The sequence below is a fragment of the Mariniflexile aquimaris genome (genome assembly GCF_042676825.1).
Classification (GTDB): domain Bacteria; phylum Bacteroidota; class Bacteroidia; order Flavobacteriales; family Flavobacteriaceae; genus Mariniflexile; species Mariniflexile aquimaris.
The window spans coordinates 644,899-662,687 of the sequence record NZ_JBHTIB010000012.1 but is presented as its reverse complement, the minus strand read 5'-3'; the positions used below and the strand labels follow the sequence as shown (position 1 = coordinate 662,687).

13 protein-coding genes are annotated in these 17,789 nt (G+C 36.5%); 6 read left to right on the top strand and 7 right to left on the bottom strand.

Annotated elements, in window-relative coordinates; translation table 11 throughout:
- Positions 1-1,549: 1,549 nt before the first annotated feature.
- The 4 genes from ACFQ0I_RS10925 to ACFQ0I_RS10910 all read left to right on the top strand — a co-directional run bounded on the left by ACFQ0I_RS10925 (position 1,550) and on the right by ACFQ0I_RS10910 (position 7,840).
- Complete coding sequence (locus ACFQ0I_RS10925; RefSeq protein ID WP_379942203.1) at positions 1,550-2,680, top strand: DegT/DnrJ/EryC1/StrS family aminotransferase; 1,131 nt, start codon at positions 1,550-1,552, stop codon at positions 2,678-2,680.
- Positions 2,677-4,623, top strand: a complete 1,947-nt coding sequence (locus tag ACFQ0I_RS10920; RefSeq protein WP_379942201.1) for a polysaccharide biosynthesis protein — start codon at positions 2,677-2,679, stop codon at positions 4,621-4,623. Before ACFQ0I_RS10925 ends, ACFQ0I_RS10920 begins: the two co-directional genes overlap by 4 nt.
- An 84-nt stretch (positions 4,624-4,707) precedes the next feature.
- Positions 4,708-5,436 carry a polysaccharide biosynthesis/export family protein gene (locus ACFQ0I_RS10915; protein WP_379942199.1) on the top strand — a complete coding sequence of 243 codons (729 nt, stop codon included), beginning with the start codon at positions 4,708-4,710 and terminating at the stop codon, positions 5,434-5,436.
- A 7-nt stretch (positions 5,437-5,443) separates the two neighbouring features.
- A complete protein-coding gene (locus ACFQ0I_RS10910) occupies positions 5,444-7,840 on the top strand; it encodes a GumC family protein (protein WP_379942197.1) in 2,397 nt (798 codons plus the stop codon).
- Here the strand turns inward: ACFQ0I_RS10910 and ACFQ0I_RS10905 are convergent.
- Positions 7,837-8,583 (bottom strand): tyrosine-protein phosphatase, encoded by a 747-nt coding sequence (locus ACFQ0I_RS10905; RefSeq protein ID WP_379942195.1) that lies wholly within the window; start codon positions 8,581-8,583, stop codon positions 7,837-7,839. The two genes, ACFQ0I_RS10910 and ACFQ0I_RS10905, sit on opposite strands and share 4 nt — an antisense overlap.
- A gap of 122 nt (positions 8,584-8,705) precedes the next feature.
- The gene (gene aroB, locus ACFQ0I_RS10900; RefSeq protein WP_379942193.1) at positions 8,706-9,773 is read right to left on the bottom strand and encodes a 3-dehydroquinate synthase; all 1,068 of its coding nucleotides are present in this window, start codon (positions 9,771-9,773) and stop codon (positions 8,706-8,708) included.
- A 92-nt stretch (positions 9,774-9,865) separates the two neighbouring features.
- Here aroB and ACFQ0I_RS10895 point away from each other — a divergent pair, with 92 nt between their 5' ends.
- Positions 9,866-11,041 carry a proline dehydrogenase family protein gene (locus tag ACFQ0I_RS10895; RefSeq protein WP_379942191.1) on the top strand — a complete coding sequence of 392 codons (1,176 nt, stop codon included), beginning with the start codon at positions 9,866-9,868 and terminating at the stop codon, positions 11,039-11,041.
- A gap of 2 nt (positions 11,042-11,043) precedes the next feature.
- Here the strand turns inward: ACFQ0I_RS10895 and ACFQ0I_RS10890 are convergent, their stop codons facing one another.
- The 4 genes from ACFQ0I_RS10890 to ACFQ0I_RS10875 all read right to left on the bottom strand — a co-directional run bounded on the left by ACFQ0I_RS10890 (position 11,044) and on the right by ACFQ0I_RS10875 (position 14,423).
- The gene (locus tag ACFQ0I_RS10890) at positions 11,044-12,105 is read right to left on the bottom strand and encodes a UDP-N-acetylglucosamine 4,6-dehydratase (protein WP_379942189.1); all 1,062 of its coding nucleotides are present in this window, start codon (positions 12,103-12,105) and stop codon (positions 11,044-11,046) included.
- A gap of 99 nt (positions 12,106-12,204) precedes the next feature.
- Entirely contained in the window at positions 12,205-12,801 is a 597-nt protein-coding gene (locus tag ACFQ0I_RS10885) for a sugar transferase (RefSeq protein WP_379942187.1), read from the bottom strand.
- On the bottom strand, positions 12,798-13,175 hold the full coding sequence (locus ACFQ0I_RS10880) for a hypothetical protein (protein WP_379942185.1): 378 nt from the start codon (positions 13,173-13,175) through the stop codon (positions 12,798-12,800). The genes ACFQ0I_RS10885 and ACFQ0I_RS10880 overlap by 4 nt, the downstream gene beginning before the upstream one ends.
- 48 nt (positions 13,176-13,223) lie before the next feature.
- Complete coding sequence (locus ACFQ0I_RS10875) at positions 13,224-14,423, bottom strand: alanine dehydrogenase (protein ID WP_379942183.1); 1,200 nt, start codon at positions 14,421-14,423, stop codon at positions 13,224-13,226.
- 208 nt (positions 14,424-14,631) lie between these two features.
- On the opposite strand from ACFQ0I_RS10875, the gene ACFQ0I_RS10870 reads away from it, so the two are divergent.
- Positions 14,632-17,064: a TonB-dependent receptor domain-containing protein gene (locus ACFQ0I_RS10870; RefSeq protein ID WP_379942181.1), complete on the top strand. Its 2,433-nt coding sequence runs from the start codon at positions 14,632-14,634 to the stop codon at positions 17,062-17,064.
- Here ACFQ0I_RS10870 and ACFQ0I_RS10865 read toward each other — a convergent pair.
- The gene (locus ACFQ0I_RS10865; RefSeq protein ID WP_379942179.1) at positions 17,061-17,603 is read right to left on the bottom strand and encodes a hypothetical protein; all 543 of its coding nucleotides are present in this window, start codon (positions 17,601-17,603) and stop codon (positions 17,061-17,063) included. The two genes, ACFQ0I_RS10870 and ACFQ0I_RS10865, sit on opposite strands and share 4 nt — an antisense overlap.
- Between the last annotated feature and the right edge of the window lie 186 nt (positions 17,604-17,789).

Below are 17,789 nucleotides of genomic sequence, written 5' to 3'. Positions count from 1 at the left end.
CCCCCTATGAGCTGCGCTCGGTAACTTCAATGAAATTGTGAGTTGAATTTTGGAAGTTTCATTATGCTCTAGTAAACACCCCTAAGGTCCCCTCGAGGGGACAATCTAAACATCGAAACGAACGTAATATTCAAGACGATAATGTAATGATTAAAATTGACGTAACTCTCTAGAGGATAATTCAAAAATTGAATCGAACGAATATCCCCTTGAGGGGATTATAGGGGTGTTTTTGCAATGATTTTAAGTAAGGTAGTTAGAAACTGAAACAAGTTCAGTTTGACAATAGTTCGTCAGTTTGACAATAGGTAGTTCAGTATGACAAATCATGAGTTTTGGGAACTCCAATAGAAGCTGAAACGAGTTCAGCTTGACAATAGTTCGTTCAGCTTGACAATGGTTCGTCAGTTTGACAATATAAAGCTTAATCCGTGTCATTCTGAATTTATTTCAGAATCTATTATAATGTGAAATGTAATCATCATTGCCTGTTAGAAACTGAAACGAGTTCAGTTTGACAAGTATGAAGTTAGCATTATTTTCTTTAGACATCCTATTCAACTTAAAGTTCGATATATTGGATTGTCCCCTTGAGGGGACTTTAGGGGTGTTTTTGCAATGATTTTAATAAAGGTGGCTAGAAACTGAAACGAGTTCAGTTTGACAAATCACGAGTTTTTGAACTCCAATAGTAGCTGAAACAAGTTCAGTTTGACAATAGGTGGTTCAGTTTGACAAGAGATAGTTTGACGATAGGTAGGTTTACTATATAGGTTCCTTAAAAGCTTAATCTTTTGTCATTCTGAATTTATTTCAGAATCTATGATAATGTAGTCAATATTAACTTTTAGAAACTGAAACGAGTTCAGTTTGACAATAGTTAGTTTAGTTTGACAATAGTTAGTTTAGTTTGACCAAAACATGAGATGTTTATTTTTAATGGCGCTTTATGCTCTTACACCCCTAAAGTCCCCTCAAGGGGACAATCCTAAATTTGAAATATACGATTATTTGGAGAGTATTGTTGATACTAAAACAATTTCAGTTGGATACATAATGAGGTCTTATTAAATATTTTATGGTGTTAAACTAAAAGCCCATTTGTAGGAAGAAGATTAAGTACGAATCGCAGATAAAAACCGATTAATAGCATGGTTTTACCTTTACATAAAACTATAATGGTCGTTAACCGATTTTAAATAGAGTTTTAGCGAAATAAGTTTATTCTTCGTGCTTTGATAGAAAACAATTACTAAATTTACCCCATAGAAATACAAAATTGAATTGATTAATAGCAGTATTGATTTAATTGTATTAAATGTTTGTCACTTATTTTCACACTCTCGAAAGCCATCTATTTTTTGATAGATGGGGAATTCAAAAACATTTAGTGGTAATTATATCAAGTTATAATTAAAGTAAATTTTGTTTTATGAATCACAAAAGAGGGACCCAGCACAGTTAATTAATGTTTTCATTAATCTTAGTTTTTTTGAACTAGGCTAAATTGTTGCGCGCTCATTTGTAATATAAATTGATAACATCAAACATGCTGACTAAAACTAAAATATATTTATCATCACCACACATGGGTGGTTCGGAACAAAGCTTTGTTAACGAAGCTTTTGAAACGAACTGGGTAGCCCCATTGGGGCCTAATGTGGATGGTTTTGAAGCTGCCATACAGACCTATTTAGGTGAGAATAAGCAGGTGGCAGTTTTAAGTTCTGGTACCGCGGCCATTCATTTAGCGTTGCAATTATTAGGTGTGGGTGTAGGCGATGAAGTATTATGCCAGAGTTTTACATTTTCAGCTTCTGCGAATCCGATTCGATACCAAGGGGCGACGCCCGTATTTATAGATAGTGAATTAGATACCTGGAATATGTCTCCAGAATTACTGGAAGAGGCTATTAAGCACCGTATAGCACATTACAAAAAACCCAAAGCCATTGTGGCTGTGCATCTTTACGGGATGCCATACAAAGCCAACGCCATCAATGCCATTGCTAAGAAATATAGTATTCCAGTGGTAGAAGACAGTGCCGAAGCCTTAGGAAGTAGGTATTTTGGGAAGCCTTGCGGAACCTTATCCGATATGGGCATTTTGTCCTTTAATGGCAATAAAATTATTACTACTTCGGGTGGTGGCGCGCTTATTTGCGATTCGGTAGCTTTAAAAAACAAAGCCGTTTTTTTAGCAACCCAGGCACGCGATCAGGCAGCGCATTACGAACACTCACATATAGGATTTAATTACCGGATGAGTAATGTATTGGCAGGTATAGGTCGTGGTCAAATGGAAGTACTCGATGCACGTGTGGCAGCCAGAAGACAGAATTTTGAATTTTATAAAAAACACTTATCAAAATACCATTCAATCTCCTTTTTAGAAGAGCCGGAAGGCTTTTATGCCAATAGATGGATTACCTGTATTAGCACAGCATCCTACGATATGCGTGAGCAATTACGTCTGGCGCTTCTGGAAGATGATATTGAGTCCAGACCTTTATGGAAACCCATGCATATGCAACCTGTATTTACAGATTGTATGTATTTTACCAATGGAACCTCTGAAGCCTTATTTGAAAAAGGACTTTGCTTACCAAGTGGATCTAATTTAAATCAGGATGATTTAGACCGGATTCTTAACATCATATTAAAAACTCTCAACTCATGATAAACAATTACATTAGCTACCTTTCAAACAAATACGCGTCTAAATGGCTCGTGTTGGCCATTGATTTGAGCATCGTATTGCTTACCTTTTGCGTATCGTATATTATACGGTTTAATTTCACATTGAATTTCGATTTAGAAGCATTTTTACTGCAGTTACCATTTGTATTTGTGGTGGCGGGCATCAGCTTTTTTGCCTTTGGCTCCTTTAAAAGCGTGATTCGACATACTGGATTTACCGATGTGGTGAATTTGTTTAAGGCCATTTCATTGATGACCGTATTAACCGTGGTGTTTATATTGGTGAACAGAGAAGTGACGCTTATTAAAGATTTTACCATTCCGAAATCAATTATTGTGATGCATGGCATCTTCAGTTTTGTCTTGTTAAGTGCCAGTCGATTAATTTTTAAAATGGGGTACAACCACTTAAAATGTAAATATCTCAGTTCGAAGCGTGTTTTAATTTACGGGGCTGGCGATTCGGGTATTGTAACCTATAATGCCTTAATCAGTCATGTAAAAGAACGTTTTAATGTGGTGGCTTTTATTGATGATAATGTTAAAAAGAACGGTAAATCGATTAATGGGATTTCTATATTATCGAAACATAAAATTAATCAGGATTATATAGCTAGCGAGAAGATTGATGAAATTATTGTAACGGCCGAAAACATTAAAAAAGAGAACTTAATAAGTTTGGTGCCTTTAGATGTTAAAATTACGAAAGTACCACCCATTGACAGTTGGATAAATGGCGAATTGCAAGTCCATGAAATGAAGCAGGTACAGATTGAAGATTTACTAGGGCGTCCACCGATAAAAATCGATAATCCGAATCTTTTAAATGAATTTAATGGCGAAACCGTATTGGTTACGGGAGCTGCCGGCTCTATAGGCAGTGAATTGGTAAAACAATTGGCTGAATTTGATGTGAAGCATTTAATCTTAGTAGATCAGGCAGAGTCCGCCTTGTACGATTTAGAGCAAGACTTAAAACGGGCTGGAAAGCTGCACTATACCGCCATTGTGGCCGATATTAGAGATGGCTTGCGCATTGACGGCATCTTTCAAGAACACCAACCTACTATGGTATTTCATGCAGCGGCCTATAAGCATGTGCCCTTGATGGAGAAATCGCCATATGAAGCGATAAAAATCAACGTAAACGGTACCAAATTATTAGCCGATACCGCATCGCGTTATAATATTAAGAAATTTGTATTTGTGTCTACCGATAAAGCCGTCAACCCAACCAGTGTGATGGGGGCGACCAAGCGTATGGCAGAAATGTATATAAGTTGTTTGCAAAAAGAAAGTAAAACCAAGTTTATCACCACCCGTTTTGGTAATGTGTTAGGTTCTAATGGCTCGGTGATTCCGTTATTTAAAAAACAAATTGAAAATGGTGGGCCTTTAACACTAACCCACAAAGATATTACACGTTACTTTATGACCATTCCGGAAGCTGCACAATTGGTGTTAGAAGCAGGGACCATGGGTAAAGGCGGAGAAATATTTATTTTTGATATGGGTGAGTCGGTTAAGATTTATGACTTGGCGGTGAACATGATTAAATTGTCTGGATTGCGATTCCCAGAGGATATCGATATTAAAATTACTGGTTTACGTCCAGGTGAAAAATTATATGAAGAGTTATTGGCTAATGGCGAAAATACCTTGAGTACCTATCATAAAAAGATTATGATTAGTAAAACCAGAGCCCTTGATTACGCCAGCGTAAAATCTGAAATAGAAGAACTATGTATTACCAATCGTTTCCAGAACAATAATATTGTGATGAAGATGAAACGCCTCATACCAGAATATAAATCGAATAATTCGGATTACGAACGTTTTGATAAAAAAGTGCAGATTTATAAAAAAATTAAAGGCATGATAGACGTGACAGCCGATAATAATACCGTTATAAACACGCATTAAAACAAAAAAATTAGTAATTTCCCCCAAATTAAATAACCAATGATGACACGCTTTTTTCGAAAGACTAGTCTAGTAATGGTTTGTATGGTAAGTTTAGTGTTAAGCTCCTGCAGTACCAAAAAAGATATTATATACTTTCAGAACGCCAAAGATTTTGAAACCATTGTGGATACCGATACCTTTAAAGCGAAGTTAAAGGTGGGCGATATTGTAAGTATTTATGTGTCTACTTACGACTTAGATGTCACAAAACCTTATAATATAATCATATCAAATGGAACTGGTGGACAGTTGATTGACTATTTGATAGATGTAGATGGTAATATTGACTACCCGGTTTTAGGAAAAGTAAAGCTAGTGGGGTTGACCGTGGAAGAAGCGAAAGAATTGTTTAAAAAGAAATTTTCGGAAGGGCAATTATTAAAAGATCCGGTGGTAATTATTCGTATACAAAATTTCAGGGTAACGGTCGCTGGTGAAGTTACGTCTCCCGGGGTGTATTTGGTTTCGGGTGAACGGGTATCCATACTGGAAGCATTAGGTATGGCGGGTGATTTAACCATTAAAGGACGTCGAGATAATATTTTAGTGGTGCGCGATTTTAATGGGACGAAAACCTACACGCGTGTCGATTTAACCAATAAAGAGGTGTTTAACTCGCCGGTATATTATTTAACCCAAAATGATTACGTGTACGTAGAACCTAATAACTCCTCCATTAGTAATGCTTCTGGCGATTCTAGAATTGGTACCATCATTAGTATTACCTCCTTTATTTTAACCACCGCGCTTATTTTTGTAACCAGAAATTAGTTTTTTAATGAATACAGACTTATCAAACATGGGGAATAGCACGAATTCCAATACGTTTAATTTAAAAAAATCGTTGGCCATCTATTTAAAGAAATGGCATTGGTTTGCATTAAGCTGTGTGCTGGCATTTGGGGTCTTTTATATGTTATTAAGGTATACCACGCCTCTATATTCGGCATTTGCCAAAATTATGTTAATAAGTGAGACTGATAAAGCATCGCCAACGGCTGCGCTTCAAGATTTGGCACCTATGGCTAACAATGCTAATGCCGAAGTAGAAGATGAGATTTTGGTCATGACTTCCAGAGGTGTTGTAGAAAACGTGGTGAAAGCGCTGAACTTAAATGTACAGTATTTTACACAAGGCCGTATTTTAGAACAAGAGCTTTATAAAAACATTCCGATAGATATTAATTTTATCGCCTCGGATTCCTTGTTATATACGGTTGATTTTAATTTTTACATCGATGTTACTTCGGCTGGTAACTTTGAATATCGCGTTTATGAAGACGAGGCTCCTAAAAACGTGGCGTTTGGACAAACCATAAAGACGCATTTTGGCAGTATGGTGATTACGCCAAAAGCGAATGATGCTGCAAGTTTAGTAGGGAGTGATTTTAGAGTGCAGATAACGCCCTTAGATATCGCTACTAATAATTTAAGAAACTTGATACAGGTATATCAATCCAATAATTCATCAAAAGTTTTGAATATGTACTTGGAGGATCCTATTCCGGCTAAAGCCCGAGATATTCTAAACCAATTAATTAAAGAATACGATACTTACACCACCCAGTTAAAAAATGTGCGGGCTAAAAACACCGCTAATTTTATTGATTCGCGTGTGGAGCTTATTGCCTCTGATTTGGTGAGTGTGGATGATAGTATTGTGCGGTTTAAAACGGGCAACAAATTAACGGACGTGACCTCGGAAGCGGGGCAGTTTTTAAGTTCGAGTGTTGAAAATGAACAGGCTTTAGCAGGGAGTAAAACGCAACTGCGTTTACTAAATTATATGGACGAATCTTTAGGATCGGATAACTCCTTTCAACCCATTCCTTCGAATATTGGTATGGGAGATCCCGCCATTAGTGGGCTAGCTAGTAAATACAATGAGTTGTTAGCCAACAGACAGCGCTTATTACAAAGTGCTGGTGAAAAGAATGTGGTGGTGGTAGAATTAGACAGAACTTTGAACAGCATTAAAGAAAGCTTGCGCCAAAGTGTGAATAGTTCTAAAAAATCGCTTAACATTCAAATTAATAGTTTAGAGAATCAATCGAGCAGAATTAATTCTAAAATATATTCTGTTCCTGGGCAGGAAAGTAAATTACGTGGTATTGAACGCAAACAAGGTATTAAGGAGTCCTTATACTTGTATTTGTTACAAAAACGTGAAGAAGCAGCGATTAATTTAACGGCAACCGCCCCCAATTTAAAAATATTGGATGAGGCGTCCGACTCTGGTAGCCCGATATCGCCTAATAAAAAAATGTTATACATAGCAGCCTTGTTTTTAGGACTTATTATTCCGTTTATCATCATCTACGTCGCCGATTTATTAGATACCAAAATTCATAATAAAGAAGATTTAGAAAACGAACTTAAAAACATATCGGTGTTAGGAGAAATTCCGACGGTGAAAGATGGTATTTTGAAAGACGGTATTTTACTGGTTGAAAAAAATGACCGGTCTATTTTATCGGAGTCCTTTAGAATTATTAGAACGAATTTTGATTTTGTACGCCGCGGCCGCAATGTAACAGCCTATGATAACGTGGTGTTTGTAACCTCGACGGTTAATGGAGAAGGGAAGTCGTTTTTTAGTATCAATACAGCCTTAACCATGGCCAACACGGGGAAACGCGTGCTATTAATGGGTGCGGATATTAGAAACCCGCAAATACATAATGTGCTTAATGACATTTTAAAGGTAGATGTCAATGCTATAGGTTTAACTGACTTTTTAGCCGATAAAGCCATTGCAACTGCAAACATTATTAATACCTATACGGTAAACGACATTACAATAGACATTATGTTTTCGGGTAAAATACCTCCAAACCCTGCTGAATTATTAATGAGTAACCGTATTAAAGAGGTGTTTGATTATGCCTCTGAGCAGTACGATATTGTGATTGTAGATACCGCTCCAGCGATGCTGGTAACCGATACCTTATTGATTAGTCAGTATGCAGGTCATACCGTCTATTTAACCAGAGCGGGTTATACCGATAAACAAGTATTGAATTTTGCCAGAGAGTTGCATGCTACCAACAAATTAAACGGTATGATGCTGGTGGTAAATGATGTGAATCAATCTAATTTTGGTTATGGCGCCCGCTATGGGTATTATGGCAAGCCACAAAAGAAAGGTTTTTTTAGCAGGAAACCGAAAGCTTAAGGTATTACGAAGGTGGTATTCGTGTTTTGAATCACTGCTACCAAATTACCAGCTGTTTTTTTACCCAACATGAGGTTTGCAAGGGTTTCCACCTGATGTAGATGATGGACATCTGTTCCTGCAAAATCAATAAGATTGTCTTGCAGTAAATACTTTGCTGTTTTTTGGACGCTTTTGCCATAATATTCGCTAAGCGATAACAGATTTAATTGAAACAAGCATCCCAAATATTTCAATCGCTTATAGTAATCTAGATTATTATGGAAGTAACGATAGCGCTCAGGATGTGCCAAAACTGGTCTGTAGCCATTTAAGGTTATTTTAAAAATAAGATCTTCTAAATTGATGGGCGCTTGTAAATAGGACAACTCGATTAACACATAATTGTCTTTTAAGCTTAAAAGCGGTTCGTGCTCTAACAAATACTCGAAATGGGCATCAAGCATGTATTCGGCAGCAGATTTTAGTTTTATATTGTTTTGATCATAACTACTTATTGCATCTAATAGGTGCTGGTAGGAAGTCCTAATCGTTTCTTTGGTATTCGGATAATAATCCTGCATAACATGCGGCGTGAGTATGCATTGTTTGATGCCTAAACCTTGCAGGCTTTTAAGTAATTCCATGGACGCTTCAACAGTTTTGGCGCCATCATCGATTCCTGGGAGTACATGGTTGTGAATATCCACAAAATCTTCTAAAAGATCTTTTAGAAACTGCTTTTTAGAAAATATTTGTAGCATGTTTTAAGTAGGTTGTTTTTTATGTGGCAGGTTCTCGATACGCATATGCTTTTTAAAAAGACGCGACACGTACTTGTATGGGGCTTTAAAGAATCTGGGGTTCTTGTGTAAAAGGTTATCTGTTACGACGCATAAAACTCAAAAGCATCTAAAATAATCGCATCATCCACCAAGCAATCTATTTTTGGGGTGCCTATGGCTTCTAATAATACAAAATTGATGTTACCGTGGTTGTTTTTCTTATCGTATTTAAGTAAGTCCATGATGGGCTGATAATCGGCTTCGTCAATGGTTTCTTTACCGTAATAATCTATAAATAACTGCTTGATATTCTGGGTGGTTTCTTTAGGAAACCCTGTTAATACTGTTGAAATATAACAGGCTAAAATCATACCAATCACAATTGCTTCACCATGTAACAAGGTTTTTTTGTCTGGATGACTTAAAAAATAAGATTCGATAGCATGCCCTAAAGTATGTCCGAAATTTAAGGTTTTTCGCAAGCCGTCTTCAAAAGGATCGATATCCACAACGTTCTTTTTAATCAGCACCGATTCGTAGATCAATGCATCCAAATCATCTAAAGACAATTTAGACAAGTCTTGAAATTTATTCCAGTATTTAAGGTCGCTAATCAGACCATGTTTTAGCATTTCGGCTAAGCCCGAGCGCATTTGGTTTTGTGCCAGAGTGCTTAAAAACTGGGTATCAATCAATACCATATCCGGATTACTAATCACCCCAATCTGGTTTTTTAAATGCCCTAAATCTACCCCCGTTTTGCCACCCACCGAAGCATCTACCATAGAAAGTAGGGTAGTAGGCACATTTACATAGGCAATACCACGCTTAAAGGTACAGGCCACAAAGCCTCCTAAATCGGTAATCACGCCACCACCAATATTGATAAGCAGACTTTTTCTATCGGCATTTAGTTCTGAAAGTGTATTCCAAACGCCCACACAGGTATCAATGTTTTTATTGATTTCGCCCGATTCTATTTCGATAATTTCGATAGCCGCCGAAGTTTCTAATTGTTCTAAGAAACGCGGTAAACACAATTGATGCGTATTTTCATCTACTAAAATAAATACTTTAGAAAAATTACGCGACTTAAGATGTTGGTTTAAAGCGGTGTAGCAATTTTCGTTGAAATGAATAGTACAGTTGTTTGCTTCGATAGAATTCATAGAAAAAAAATCTTTTTGAGGCCGTGAAATTAAGGAGATTTTCTATAAAATGATAGCGAACTCCTGATTATATTTGTAAAAACTTATTACTAATGACTACGGAGCCTATCTTTGATAATACCGAAATAGCGTTTGCACTTAAAAGTGATTCTGAGTTAGAACGCGCCTATTTTTTGTTTAAAATGATTTCTATTGAGCCTTTGGTACGCATTGGTACGGCGGCCACTAATTTTGCATTAAAGGCACATTTGCCCATTGAGGGGCTTATACGATCGACGGTATTTGATCATTTTTGTGGTGGGGTAAACGAAGAAGATTGTTTACCAGTTATTGATAAGATGTACCAAAAAGGGGTAAGTTCGGTGTTAGATTTTTCGGTGGAAGGTAAAGAAAGTGAAGAAGATTTTGATAGTGCTTTACGTACCACCTTAAAAATTATTGATTTTTCGAAAGCCATTAAAGCGATTCCTATTGCCGTTTTTAAACCCACTGGTTTTGGACGATTGGCCTTATATGAAAAGAAGAGTACAGGAGACGCTTTAACCGATAAAGAGCAGCAAGAATGGGAACGTATTGTAGACCGCTTTGATATGGCTTGCAACATGGCGAAACGCAATAACATTGCTATTTTAATTGATGCTGAAGAAAGTTGGTTTCAAGTCGCTGTAGATGATTTGGTTACCGAAATGATGGAACGCTATAATACTGAAAAACCTGTGGTGTTTAATACTTTACAAATGTATAGACACGACCGTATGGCTTTTATGAAAGCTGCTCATGAAAAGGCGAAAGCTGCTGGGTATTTTGTGGGCTTTAAACTGGTGCGTGGTGCGTATATGGAAAAAGAAAACGAACGTGCTGAAGACCTAGGGTACGAGTCTCCTATTTGTAAAAGTAAAGCACTCACCGATGCGAATTATGATGAAGGGCAGCGTTACATACTCGATCATTTAGATACCATGGCCTTATTTTCTGGAACGCATAACGAAGAGAGTTCGTATTTATTAATGGAACTGATGGCCGAAAAAGGCATTGCTATAAACGATAAGCGTGTTTGGTTCGGTCAACTTTATGGCATGAGCGACCATATTAGCTATAATTTGGCGGCTAAAGGCTATAACGTTGCTAAGTACATACCGTTCGGACCCGTTAAAGATGTGATGCCTTATTTAATACGACGCGCCGAAGAGAATACCTCGGTAGCAGGACAAACAGGTAGGGAGCTAATGCTTTTAAGCAAAGAAAAAAAACGCCGAAACAGCTTGTAGTTTTAGCAGTTTTGTTTAAAAATTTCTTTTATTTTTTCAGGATCGACAAAAGGGGTGATCGCCTTAAGTTGATTAAAATCGGCCATTTTAATCGTGTTATTTCGTTGTTTCACCAATAAGATGGAGTCGTTTTGGGTGGGGACTAATTCTTCGTTGATACTTACTAGGGCTTCATGAAGTTTTTCTCCAGGACGCATACCCACCTGTATCACAGGGATTTGTCGTTCGGGATAAAATGATAGCAGACAATCCGCAACTTCTTTAATGGTTATTGGGTTTCCCATGTCGAAGGTAAAAATAGCGGGGGCTAAGGTTTCAAATCGAGAAAGCTCTAAGATTAAATGGCAGGCTTTTGTTTTGCTGATAAAATATCTGCTGGTGGTGTTATCTGTTAAGGTTAGGGGTAAACCACTTTCAATTTGTTTTATAAAGAGCGGTAGCACAGAACCGTTTGAGCCCATGATATTTCCGAAGCGCGCTATCAAAAACTTTGTAGAAGTCTCTTTAGAAAGGCTTAGTAAATAATTTTCGGCAATGCGCTTCGAACAGCCCATAACACTTATAGGATCTACGGCCTTATCGGTTGAAATAAAAATGAATTTTTTAACGCCATGCTTAATCGCGCAATCAGCCAAAAACGTGGTCGCCATAATATTGGTCTTTACCGCTTCGTAAGGGTGCGCTTCCATCAACGGCACATGCTTATAAGCCGCCGCGTGCAACACTATAGTAGGTTTGTAGGTTTCGAATAGGTGTTCAACAGAGGCTTTATCGGTAATATTTAAAAGTAAAAATTCAATATTAGGGATATTCTCGTGTTCGAAAGCCTTCATTAGATTGTAAAGCGGCGATTCTGCAATATCGATGAGAATGAGTTTTGAAAACTGACTGTTTAAAAGTTGTCTTGCCAATTCACTACCAATAGAACCTGCAGCACCCGTAATTAAAATGGTTTCGTTTTTAAAATGGAACCTCCGATTTTTAACCCTAGATTTTTTTACAAAATGCAGCAAACCAGAATCTGCTATTAATTGTTTGATGTGTTGATGGGTTGATTGATTCATGGGGAAACATCTGTAGGTTTAAAGGTGTTTTTTAAGGCCGAAATACCATGCCAATGTAAGGATAATTACGACGTCTAGCAAATAGGATGTCCTAACGAATTATTTTGTTAAAACTTGTACAATCGTTATGACAATTAGTTTTAAATCGAAGAAAAAATGTCGCTTTTCAATGTACTCTTTATTATACTTTAACTTATCAGGAATAATCGTTTTTGTAAAGAATTCTTCTGGGTTTTCGGCGGCTTTTAAAAGCTCCACTTCGTTTCTGTATTTTAAGGATGCCAACCCAGTGATTCCTGGTCTTACTGCAAATATTTTTAAGTCGTCTTCGGTGTAAAAGTTCACATAATAGCGCAATTCTGGTCTGGGGCCTACAAAGCTCATATCGCCTTTAAGGATATTGAAAAGTTGCGGAAATTCATCTAATTTATAGCGTCGTAAAAAGTAGCCCACTTTGGTGATTCTGGAATCGTGATTGCCCAACGTAAGCAAGCCTTGTGCTTCCGATTGCAGTTTCATAGTCCTGAATTTATAAATTTGGAAGTCTTTGTTGTTTTTACCAACCCGCTCCTGAATGAATAAAACGGGTCCTTTAGAATCTATTTTAATGATGATGGCGATGATTAAAAGAAGAGGCGCGAGCAGTATTAATCCGATAAGCGCGCCTAAAACATCAAACCAGCGTTTTGCAATCATGGGTAATCGATGCTTAGTTGTGTAATGGTGGCAATACTATCGCAATTTTCTATCGTTACGCGAATGTCTTGGTTTTTATAGTCGCCTTCCACAACATACATGCCGCAAGGTTTTTGGCGCACGTTACTTTCAGAAAAATTAATATTGCCTTTTTTCAGAATGTAATTAACCGCTGTAGAATCGAGTTTATAATCAGATAATTGCGATGACACTCCTTCAGCATACATCAGTTTTTTTAATCGAATATTTTTAAGTACACGGGCGTCGGGACCGTAGCTACAGGAAACTTTTTTTCCATTAAGGAAGAATGCTAATATAATAAGTCCTAGCGAAAAACCTCCCAGGTAATAACCAATACGTTGAATTAATGTCATGTGTTTTATATAGAATCCAGCAACGAAAGGCTCAGTTCGACATAGCGCTTAAAAAATAATTAAATTGATATCGCTATAATTTAAATCGAACCATTCCCCAACCGATTTGCTGGTTAAAATGCCGTGGTAAAAGTACAACCCATTTTTTAAACCACGATCAAATCTTAGTGAATTTTCGATACCACCGTCTTCGGCAATTTTTAAGAGATAGGGTGTAAAGATATTGCTAATCGATACCGATGCTGTACGCGAATATCGTGCTGGTATGTTGGGCACGCAATAATGTGTTACCCCGTGTTTTTCAAAGGTGGGCTGTTTGTGTGAAGTGACTTCGCTGGTTTCGAAACATCCACCCATATCGATGCTGACATCTATGATGATGGCACCTTTTTTCATGGTCTGCACCATGGTTTCTGACACAACTATGGGCGAACGGTTACTACCTCGAACAGCGCCAATAACCACATCGCAGCGTTTTAAGGCTTTAGTTAAATTTTTAGGCTGTAAGGTAGAGGTGAAAATAGGTCGTCCTAAATGGGTTTGTATGCGTCTGAGTTTGGTTATCGAATTATCGAAAATTTTCACATTAGCTCCTAATCCAATAGAACTACGGGCTGCAAATTCACCTACCGTACCTGCACCAAGTATGACTACTTCTAGAGGTGGTACGCCGCTAATATTTCCAAACATTAAGCCGTTGCCGCCTTTTGTGTCCGATAATAATTCCGCAGCTATTAAAACCGAAGCAGTTCCCGCAATTTCACTCAAAGATTTTACGACGGGATAACTGTTATCGGAATCTCTGATAAACTCAAACGCTAAGGCAGTAATACGCTTAGCCGCCAGCATTTCGAAATATTTTTTACTTTGGGTTTTTATCTGTAAAGCAGAAATTAATATGGTTTGCGGATTAATAAGTTTAATTTGTTCTAAACTCGGCGGTTCTACCTTAAGAATCATGGGGCAGGCATACACTTTGGCGCTGTCTTTTGTAATTTCGGCACCTGCTTCGCTATAGTCTTTATCGCTAAAATTAGCGCCTTCGCCAGCACCAGATTCTAAAAGGACACGGTGGCCATTGCTTACCAGCGCAAAAACCGCATCGGGTGTTAAGCATACTCGTTTTTCTTGAAACGCTGTTTCTTTGGGAATGCCGATATATAAATCTCCTTTTTTCTTAAAAATTTCTAGAGTTTCTTCTTGTGGTAAGAGTTGTTGTTTCGTAAAAGGAGACAATTGTTTTGCCATGAGTTTAATAGGATTAGAAAAATCAAATTACAAATAAAAAATTAAATGCATGAATTCACACCAAAAATAATAATTTTAGCGATAACATAAGTGTTTTGCTTACCGTTCGTCGAATTTATGAAATTTGAGCGTTAAAGCATCAAAACTTATTAAATTTACTACAAACAGTTTCAATTAATTATTTAAGTTTGTAATTATAACTAAATATATGTTTAAAAAATTCTTCTCCTATTTTTTATTTGTAATATCGTTATCCAGTTACTCTCAGCATCATGTTTTATCTGGTGTTGTAACAGATACTAATCAGAATCCAATTTCGTATAGCAATGTTGTAGTTTATAATACAGTTGATTTAAGTTTTGTGGCAGGAACCACTTCTGGCGATGATGGTGCATTTAAATTTGAAAATCTAAAACCTGGAAGTTATACCTTAAAAATAAGTTATATGGGTTATGAGGAAGCGCGCAGGTTTGTCAATTTTGATAAAAGTATCAGGCTAGCGACCATTACGCTAAATGAGTTGGCAGAAACCTTAGACGATGTGACTGTTATTGCAAAGCGCCCCACCGTAACTCGTCTCGTAGATCGAACTGTTTTTGATGTTGAAAACTCTACCTTGTCTAATACCAACGTTTTAGATGTGTTAAAACATACACCAGGCGTTTTGGTACACAATGAATCTATAACTATTAAAAATAGCGTGCCTACTATTTATATTAATGATAGAAAAGTACATTTATCTATGAGTGATGTGCAACAGCTTTTGGAAGGAACATCGTCTACCAACATAAAATCAATTGAAGTGATTACCAATCCGCCAGCAAAATATGAAGCAGAAGGCGGGTCAGTAATTAACATTATAACTTCTAAAAGCATTTTACCAGGATATAACGGCAATGTTTTTGGAAATTTTAAACAAGGAAGCGAATATCCAAAATATGCTTTTGGAACGAGTCATTTTTTTAAGGACAACAAATTAAATGCCTACATAAATTATAGCATTAACCCACGGAAAGACTATAGACATAACACGGAGTATGTTAATTTTATAGAAAACGGACAGAATATTACGAGCTGGGAAACGGATTTTCAACGAACCCGAGAAACTTCTAATCAAAATATTAATGGAAATATTGATTATGAAGTAAATAAGAATAACATTTTAAGTTTATCAACCAGTATGTTAATTTCTCCCAGAGAAAACGCCAAAACCTATGTGAATTCTAACACAGGGGTGTTTAATTCAAGTAATAGCTTAAACTATAGCTTTAATACCTTAAATAGGATGGTAGATGAGATTTTTAATATGGCTTTCACTTTAGATTATGTTCACAAATTTAAAAAGGAAGGTGAGAAGCTATCGTTAAGTGGGCACCATACTAATTACGATTTTTCCAGCTATCAGGATGTGAATACGGGTTATTTTTTACCTAATAACGAGGTTCCTTTTAGGGAAAATAAATTTCAAACGTTTGCTAGTCAGTTGATTACATTGTATACAGGGCAACTAGATTACGAATTACCGATTGGTTCGAGGGCAAGTTTTGAAATAGGGGGAAAGGTATCGAATATAAGTTCTGAGAGCATTATCAATCAGTTTGATTTTGTAAATGGCGAAAAAACGGAGGATTTAGAAAATTCTGATACGTTTTTGTACGACGAAATGAATTATGCGGCATATGCCAGTTTTTCTAAAGACTGGGAGCAATGGAGTATGAAACTCGGCTTAAGATCAGAGTATACCGATATTACAGGAACCTCCTTGTCTACAAATGCCCAAAATGAAAGTGATTATCTTAAACACTTTCCTTCGGTGTATGTGATGCATCAATTAAATGAAAACAACCAACTGTATCTAAGTTATAACAAGCGTATTTATAGACCGCGCTATAGCGATTTAAACCCCTTTAAATATTATTTAAATGATAATACGTATAGAACAGGTGATCCTAATTTAAAACCGGAAATAGACGATATTTACACCTTAGGTTACACCTTTAATAAAAACTACACGTTCGAGGCTTATTACCGGTACGAGAACGACCCCACGCTAGAAATTACCTTTCAAGATAACGATAATAATATTATTAAATACGTCAATACGAATATTGATAACAATATCTCTTATGGTTTAGATTTTACTACCTATACGCCAGTAACCAACCGATGGAATATTTATGTGTTATCGTCGGTGTTTTATGATGAAAATCAGTTTTATGCTTTGGAAAGTGATAACGAACTTTTAAAGAATGAAAAATGGTCTTTTTATGGTCAGGTAATCCATTATTTTTCCTTTTTGAAGGACAAAAGTTTAACTGCCGATGTGTCCTATTTATACATCGCTCCAACGGTATTTGGACCTACAGATGTAAGTGAAAGACATGGTTTAGATATTAATTTTAAAAAAACGCTTTGGAATGATAAGGTAACTGTAAGTTTAGGCTACTTCGATGTTTTTAATACCCAAAACTTTACTACATCCACGAAATATTTAAATCAGGATGTTTTTATTAAATCAAGATTAGAAAACCGCTTAATATCTTTTGCTTTTAATTATAAATTTGGAAACACTCATTTAAAGCGCAATGAAAAACAAATTGAATTGGAGGAGCGGGATCGCTTGAATCCAAAAAGTAATTAAAAATACTGTTTTATTTTATCCCAGAAATTCTTCGGGGTTATTTTAAATTCATCTTCCAGTTCTTGTAACGACTTTGTAGCATCGTTTACTCTGTTAAAAATTCGAGCACGTATTAAATAAATAGAAGGCACGATGATGGCCATGATGGGTACTAAATAAATCAATTGCGATTCATCTACATGCGTCGTGTCTACCCTAACAATTGTAAAGGCTTGATACGCATACATGGCGATGGGAACAAGTAAGGCATGAAACCACCAGTGTCTGCAAGTAAAAAACCAGATTAATAATAAGTATAAAGGTATTAATTTGCCTGATAAAAACCACATGGCCGTATTAGCATCTGCATAGAGTTTACTATGGTAGGTAAATAAAAAAGTGTCCCAAACTTTTTCAGTTGGAACACTTTCATATAAAAAAAACAAATAGGGAGAGGTTGCAATTAAAGTAGCAACAACGCTCCCTAAAATCAGACTTTTTTTATCCACATATTGGAACTCTGATTTTTGATTTTTCGATTTTTGCTGTTTGGTTTCCATCGTTGTTCATTGTGTTAGCTGCATAAGCTGTAAACAACATTCCTCCGAATATCGCGATTGCGATTAAATACTTTTTAGTTTTCATTTTTATAGGGATTTAATTAATTAATTACCCAAATGTAACTAAAGGCTATTTTGAAGTGAATGCTAAAATGTTAAAAAAATGTTAAAAACGACGTTTTTTAA

What these genes read in the sequence shown, in the direction of transcription:
- ACFQ0I_RS10925 (WP_379942203.1), top strand. Translation starts at nt 1,550, where the DNA reads ATGCTGACTAAAACTAAAATATATTTATCATCACCACACATGGGTGGT.
- ACFQ0I_RS10920 (WP_379942201.1), top strand. Translation starts at nt 2,677, where the DNA reads ATGATAAACAATTACATTAGCTACCTTTCAAACAAATACGCGTCTAAA.
- ACFQ0I_RS10915 (WP_379942199.1), top strand. Translation starts at nt 4,708, where the DNA reads ATGGTAAGTTTAGTGTTAAGCTCCTGCAGTACCAAAAAAGATATTATA.
- ACFQ0I_RS10910 (WP_379942197.1), top strand. Translation starts at nt 5,444, where the DNA reads ATGAATACAGACTTATCAAACATGGGGAATAGCACGAATTCCAATACG.
- ACFQ0I_RS10905 (WP_379942195.1), bottom strand. Translation starts at nt 8,583, where the DNA reads ATGCTACAAATATTTTCTAAAAAGCAGTTTCTAAAAGATCTTTTAGAA.
- aroB (WP_379942193.1), bottom strand. Translation starts at nt 9,773, where the DNA reads ATGAATTCTATCGAAGCAAACAACTGTACTATTCATTTCAACGAAAAT.
- ACFQ0I_RS10895 (WP_379942191.1), top strand. Translation starts at nt 9,866, where the DNA reads ATGACTACGGAGCCTATCTTTGATAATACCGAAATAGCGTTTGCACTT.
- ACFQ0I_RS10890 (WP_379942189.1), bottom strand. Translation starts at nt 12,105, where the DNA reads ATGAATCAATCAACCCATCAACACATCAAACAATTAATAGCAGATTCT.
- ACFQ0I_RS10885 (WP_379942187.1), bottom strand. Translation starts at nt 12,801, where the DNA reads ATGATTGCAAAACGCTGGTTTGATGTTTTAGGCGCGCTTATCGGATTA.
- ACFQ0I_RS10880 (WP_379942185.1), bottom strand. Translation starts at nt 13,175, where the DNA reads ATGACATTAATTCAACGTATTGGTTATTACCTGGGAGGTTTTTCGCTA.
- ACFQ0I_RS10875 (WP_379942183.1), bottom strand. Translation starts at nt 14,423, where the DNA reads ATGGCAAAACAATTGTCTCCTTTTACGAAACAACAACTCTTACCACAA.
- ACFQ0I_RS10870 (WP_379942181.1), top strand. Translation starts at nt 14,632, where the DNA reads ATGTTTAAAAAATTCTTCTCCTATTTTTTATTTGTAATATCGTTATCC.
- ACFQ0I_RS10865 (WP_379942179.1), bottom strand. Translation starts at nt 17,603, where the DNA reads ATGGAAACCAAACAGCAAAAATCGAAAAATCAAAAATCAGAGTTCCAA.